The sequence below is a fragment of the Planctomycetota bacterium genome (genome assembly GCA_026387035.1).
GTDB lineage: Bacteria > Planctomycetota > Phycisphaerae > FEN-1346 > FEN-1346 > JAPLMM01.
On record JAPLMM010000099.1, the window covers coordinates 1 to 5,424 of the forward strand.

Genomic DNA, 5,424 nt, shown 5'->3' on the forward strand with positions numbered 1-5,424 from the left:
GGCCGGGCCTGCGCGAGGCAAGCCCGGCCGCATTCGCTCACGGCTTCGCTTCAGACGACCTCAGGCGCCCTACTTGGTTTCGGCCTTGGGTGCCGGTGCAGGCGCCGGTTCCGCAGTAGGCGCGGGCGCCGGTTTCGCCGCCGGCGCAGGGGCCGGTTTCGCAGCAGGCGCGGGAGCCGGTTCAGCCACCGGCGCAGGGGCCGATTTCGCAGCAGGCGCAGCCGGCGGAGGCACCGGCTCGCTCTTGCAGCCGCCGACGACCACCATGGCCGCCAGCAAACTCACACACAGACCAGCCAACCACCATTGACGCATTCCCATCGTCGTACTCTCCACCGGGGCTCCAGAGTTGTCTTCGCCTGCCGCCCCGCCCGGCGAAGACCGCCATGCCCGAGGGGCCCACGCGGGCCCGACCGAACAGAACGTGCAAGGGGTTATTATACCACAGCCCGGCCGTGTCCACTGATTTTTTCGCCGCGAACGCCCGCCGCCTCCCGCCGCGGCCGGTGCCAGAAAAACGGGGTCAGACCCCATTTTCCCTTACGCGCCCAAAAAGAGCCGGACGCGCCGTCCGGCGCGCCCGGCCTTGATCAACGCATTTCCGGCTGCGTCACATTTCAGCGGGCCCTGCCTTGGCTCCCTTGGCGCCCGTCTTCGGGGCCTTCTCTTTCGGGGCCTTGGGGGCGTTCAACTTTTCCTTCTGCTCGGCCGTCAGGACGTCGTTCTCGACGGAGGCCTTGAGTTCCTTCTCGATCTTATCCTTGGCGTCCTCGGCTTCCTTGCCGGCGCCCGTGACGGCCAGCATCTTCTTGGCCGCCTCGTTCGCCAGGCCGCGGACTTTCGCCTTCTGGCCCTCGTCCAGTTCGGCCTTGCTGTAGCGGTACATCAGGCCGCGGTAGAGTTTGAAGCCTTCCCACGTCGTGCGCTGCTCGGGGCTGAGGCAGCCGAGTATCTTGCCCTGATGCTCGGTCTCGACGGCGCCCCGCTCAGTCTGGAGGGCCTTGATCTCGCCGCCGATGCGCTTGACGGCCTCTTCGTCTTTCTTCTCCTTCGCTGCCGCCAGGTCTTTCTTCAGGGCGTCGGCCTTTTCCTTGCCGGCCTTCATGGCCTCTTCCTTGGCGGCCAGGGCCGCTTCGAGGGCGGCCTTCTGGGCGTCGGTCAACTGGCACTCGCTGGCCATGATCGCATACTCGCCGCGAAGCGCGCTCTTCTCGGCCTTCGGGGCCTTCTCGGCCTTCTCCGCCTTGGCCGGTTTCTGTGCGCCTTCTTCCTGCGCCAGAACCGGCGAGGCCACCAAGAGCACCAGCGCCAACCCCAACACGAGACCTTTCCAGCACTTCATGGTTTCCTTCTCCACCGGGCCTTCCGTTTGGTCTTCGCTCGAGGCCCGCGACGCGAAGATCGCTCGCTCGGCCGATGGTCCGCCCGGACCCCCGCCTTGCGGCATAGCAAGATATAACACGCTAGCGACGCCGAAGGATACAGTCAAAGCATTTCTGGTGGGGCTTAGTACTACAACGCTATTTCAACGCAGAGAGCGCAGAGGCCGCAGAGGGAGGATTGAGTAACAACGGCAAGGCAATTTCCGTCAGCGTCTCGCAAAGCATGTTGTTTGCCGTTCCCCTATCTTTGCAGTTCTCCGCGCTCTCTGCGTCCTCTGCGTTGGAGAACACAGTTTATTAGTAGTGTTAGTGCATCATCATATAGTGGATGGCTGCGTCGGCCGGTTTGAGTTCGCCGGCCTCGAGTTTCCCTTCGAGCGCCTGGCGCGGCGCGTCCGGCCGGAGCGGCGCGGCCGGTTCGCCCGGCCGACCGACACGCTGCGCCAGTTCCCGCAGCGCCGCCGACCAGCGGAAGAGGTAATAGGCCGCCTTCTCGGCCGTCTGGCCGGGGGGAATCAGGCTCGCCGCCTGGATCCGCCACGCGCCGCGGTCTTCCACGAGGTGCATCGGCACGCGCCCGCCGGGCAGGTATCCGAACGCCAAGGCGCCGGTCCGGACGAGGGTGATTCGCATCGGCCAATCCGATTCGCGCGGAAAGAGGGCGACGCGCGCCCCGTCCGACCGCTCGAACGAGCGCCACGCGTCTTCGCCGTAGGCGGCGACGACGGCGTTGCGGAAGGCCCAACCCGCCTCGACCGCCTCGAACGCCGCCAGAACGAGCACCAGTTCGTCCTCCGTCCCCGCAAAGCAGGCGAGGTACTGCTGGCGGTCGCTGCCGATGAGCGACCCGTGCCACGCCAGGAGCGTCCGCCGGGGGGCCGAGTCGTCCTCGGCCGCGCCCGGGGCGCGGCCCGTTGGATTCTGCGCCTCGCAGCCTGCCGCGAGAATCGCGGCCGAGACCAGGCCGACCGCCAGGGCGATGCGTGTTGAGGCCAATCGCATGATTCTCCCCTTTCCCGACCGCTGCCGAAAGCGTACCGGCGTCGGCGCGGCTTTGCAAGCGGCGCACTATCTCCGCACCTCCTTGGATGCGCCGCGCCGGCATCGGGTTCCGTTTTTCGCCCCCGCCGGCGAAGACGCGGCCTTTCGTTTTCCCTGTAACCGCGGCATCGCGCGGAGTAGAATCGCCCGTCGGCACAGAGGAAAGGGAGTTCGGATGACCAGGAAGACCGGACGCAAGAGCCCCAGGCGGAAAACCGCGACGCGCCGCCGGACGCCGCTCCGCGTCGGCGTCCTGACGGGCGGCGGCGACTGCCCCGGCCTCAATGCCGTCATCCGCGCCGTCGCCAAAACCCTCCTCCACGAGCACGGCGCCCAGGTCGTCGGTTTCCTTGACGGCTACGAAGGGCTCGTCCTCGACCGCACGCGCCGACTCCCGTGGCAGGCCGTCTCCAACATCCTGACGCTCGGGGGGACGATCCTCGGCACGAGCAACAAGGCCGACCCCTTCGCCTGGGCCGAGACGAGCCGCGGTAAAGTGACCAGGCGCGACCGCTCCGCCGACACCCTCGCCGTCTTCGAGAAACACCGCCTCGACGGCCTGGTGGTGATCGGGGGCGACGGCTCGATGAGCATCGCGGGTCGGCTGGCCGCCCTGGGCCTGCCGATCGTCGGCGTCCCGAAGACGATCGACAACGACGTCCGCGGGACGGAACAGACGTTCGGGTTCCAGACGGCGGTCAACATTGCCACGGAGGCGCTCGACCGTCTGCACACGACGGCCGGCGCCCATCACCGCGTCATGGTGGCCGAGGTCATGGGCCGATACGCCGGCTGGCTCGCGCTGCACGCAGGGCTGGCCGGCGGCGCCGACGTCATTCTCATCCCGGAGATTCCGTTCCGGTGGGAGGCCGTCGCCGACGTCTGCCGCCAACGCTATCGGCGCGGCAAACGGTTCAGCATCGTCTGCGTCGCCGAGGGCGCGAAACCCGAAGGCGGCCAGCCCGTCGTCCGCTGCCGCGTCGAGACGAGCACCGACCCGGTCCGCCTCGGCGGCATCGGGCGCCTCGTCGCCGACACCGTCGAACGGATGACCGAAATCGAATCGCGCGCGACGGTTCTGGGGTATGTCCAGCGCGGCGGGACGCCCTCGCCCTTCGACCGCGTCTTCGCGACGCGCCTGGGGCACCGCGCGGCCGAGTTGGTCGGCGCCGGCTCATGGGGCCGCATGGCCTCGTGGCAAAAGGGGCGCATCACGGACATCGCGATAGAGGAAGCCTCGCGCGGACCGCGACTGGTGCCTCCCGATGACCCGCTCCTGGCGGTCGCGCGCAGCATCGGGACGAGTTTCGGCCGGTAGTACCCCTGCGGCGTCGCGGCCGGGGGATCAGGCCTCCTCGACCAAGGTTATGTTGAGGGCCTTGCACAATTCCTGGAGCGGCTCTCTCAGGTCGCCGTAGTAGGTCACCCGGTGCCAGCCATGCCCCCAGCCGCTGAAGAGTTTGTTGATGTCCCCCTTGACCTCGACGGCGAGTTTGGTGCGGCAGGCCTTGTCTTTGTCGATGTTGGCCACGGTCTTGCCCTGGTGGAAGATCGCCTGGCGCCGGCCGGGGAGGAACTCCAGGGTGGTGGTCATGTACCCGAGGGGCAGGATCGAGCGGACGGCGGCCCCGCGGCGGTCCTCGGAATGGCTGCGGATGTGGTAGGGGTTCGTGGCGCCCTCGGGACCAAAAACCTTGGTCGGGGCGACGCAGTGGGCGTAGATGATCTGGTTCTTCGCGAGGTCGATGACGGGGTTGGAGATGTAGCCCGGCCGGCCCGTCAGGATCCCCACGGCCAGCATCGTAATGGTCGACTGGAGGTCGGCTTGGCAGGCGCCCACGAGGCCGCTGTTGTTGAACTCGACGAACCCCAGGCACGGATACGCCTGGAGCGCCCCGCTATAGAACCCGCCGAGGCAGTTGATCGTGATGGCCCGCGCATCGTACTTCTTCATCACCTCCTGCATCGCCAGGTGCATCGCGCCGGACTTAACGACGTCCTCCCGCGTGGCCTCCAGCATCTTCTCGGCGCCCTTCATCCACTGGTCGGCCCGCTGGGCGGCCTGTGCCGGGTCGGCCTTCAGAAACGCCTCGTGCAACTCGGCGTGCGGAATGGCGACCACCTTGGCGCCGAACTCCTCCTCGATGGCCTGGACGCGGACACGGGCAGCCTCTGGGCCGCCGTTGACCGCCAGGATCGTTGAGGACCGCAGTTGCTCCAGGCACTTGCCCACGTCGCACTTGGGCGTGGCGTCGGCCGTGCACGCCAGGTCGCCCATCGGAGCGATGTTCTTCTTGTACGTGGCCCGCGCGGCGGCCAGAAAATCGTCGGCCGTAGCCCCAGGCTGCTTGAGAACCCGGAAGCAGCGCAGGACGTCGGCAACGTCCTGGAGGCGCGACGTGGCCAAGCACACGGCCTTCCAGCCGGCCTTCTCGGCCCGCCCGTTGAAGCCCAGAGAGAACCCATCGGTGTAGTGGTCCTCCACGACGACCATAGGGCGGCCGGCCTTGGCGATGGCGTCCACGAGCGCCCAGGCGCCCCCGTTCTGGCCAAGCACATACACCAGGTAACCGTCCACCTGCGCGTCGTCGGCCATGACCTGCGCGGCCTGGGCATCGCTCATCACGCGGACGGGCAGCAGTTCCACCTCGGGGCACAGGGAGGCCAGTTGGTCGAGCAGTTGCTTGCCCCGCCCCTCGTAGTCGTAGCCGATGTTCGGCCAGAGGATCTTGTCGGGGGTCGTGTGCGAGAACGCCACGCGGATACGCGGCTTGGCGGCGGCCTCGGCGCCCGCGGCCCGCGCCATCCACGCCGCCAGGCCCGTCGCCCCGGCCGCGCACGCCGCACTGCCGGCCAGCGCTGCGGCCGGGGGATCAGGCCTCCTCGACCAAGGTTATGTTGAGGGCCTTGCACAATTCCTGGAGCGGCTCTCTCAGGTCGCCGTAGTAGGTCACCCGGTGCCAGCCATGCCCCCAGCCGCTGAAGAGTTTGTTGATGTCCC

4 protein-coding genes are annotated in these 5,424 nt (G+C 68.0%); 1 reads left to right on the forward strand and 3 read right to left on the reverse strand.

All coding sequences use genetic code 11. The features are described 5' to 3' along the window. Positions 1-610: 610 nt before the first annotated feature. A complete protein-coding gene (locus NTX40_03550; GenBank protein ID MCX5648160.1) occupies positions 611-1,342 on the reverse strand; it encodes a Spy/CpxP family protein refolding chaperone in 732 nt (243 codons plus the stop codon). A gap of 346 nt (positions 1,343-1,688) precedes the next feature. Further along, complete coding sequence (locus NTX40_03555; protein ID MCX5648161.1) at positions 1,689-2,384, reverse strand: hypothetical protein; 696 nt, start codon at positions 2,382-2,384, stop codon at positions 1,689-1,691. Between the two features lie 214 nt (positions 2,385-2,598). Here NTX40_03555 and NTX40_03560 point away from each other — a divergent pair, with 214 nt between their 5' ends. Further along, positions 2,599-3,741, forward strand: a complete 1,143-nt coding sequence (locus NTX40_03560; protein MCX5648162.1) for an ATP-dependent 6-phosphofructokinase — start codon at positions 2,599-2,601, stop codon at positions 3,739-3,741. Positions 3,742-3,768: 27 nt separating this feature from the next. On the opposite strand, the gene NTX40_03565 is transcribed toward NTX40_03560, so the two are convergent. Beyond that, entirely contained in the window at positions 3,769-5,229 is a 1,461-nt protein-coding gene (locus NTX40_03565; GenBank protein ID MCX5648163.1) for a hypothetical protein, read from the reverse strand. Positions 5,230-5,424: the final 195 nt, after the last annotated feature.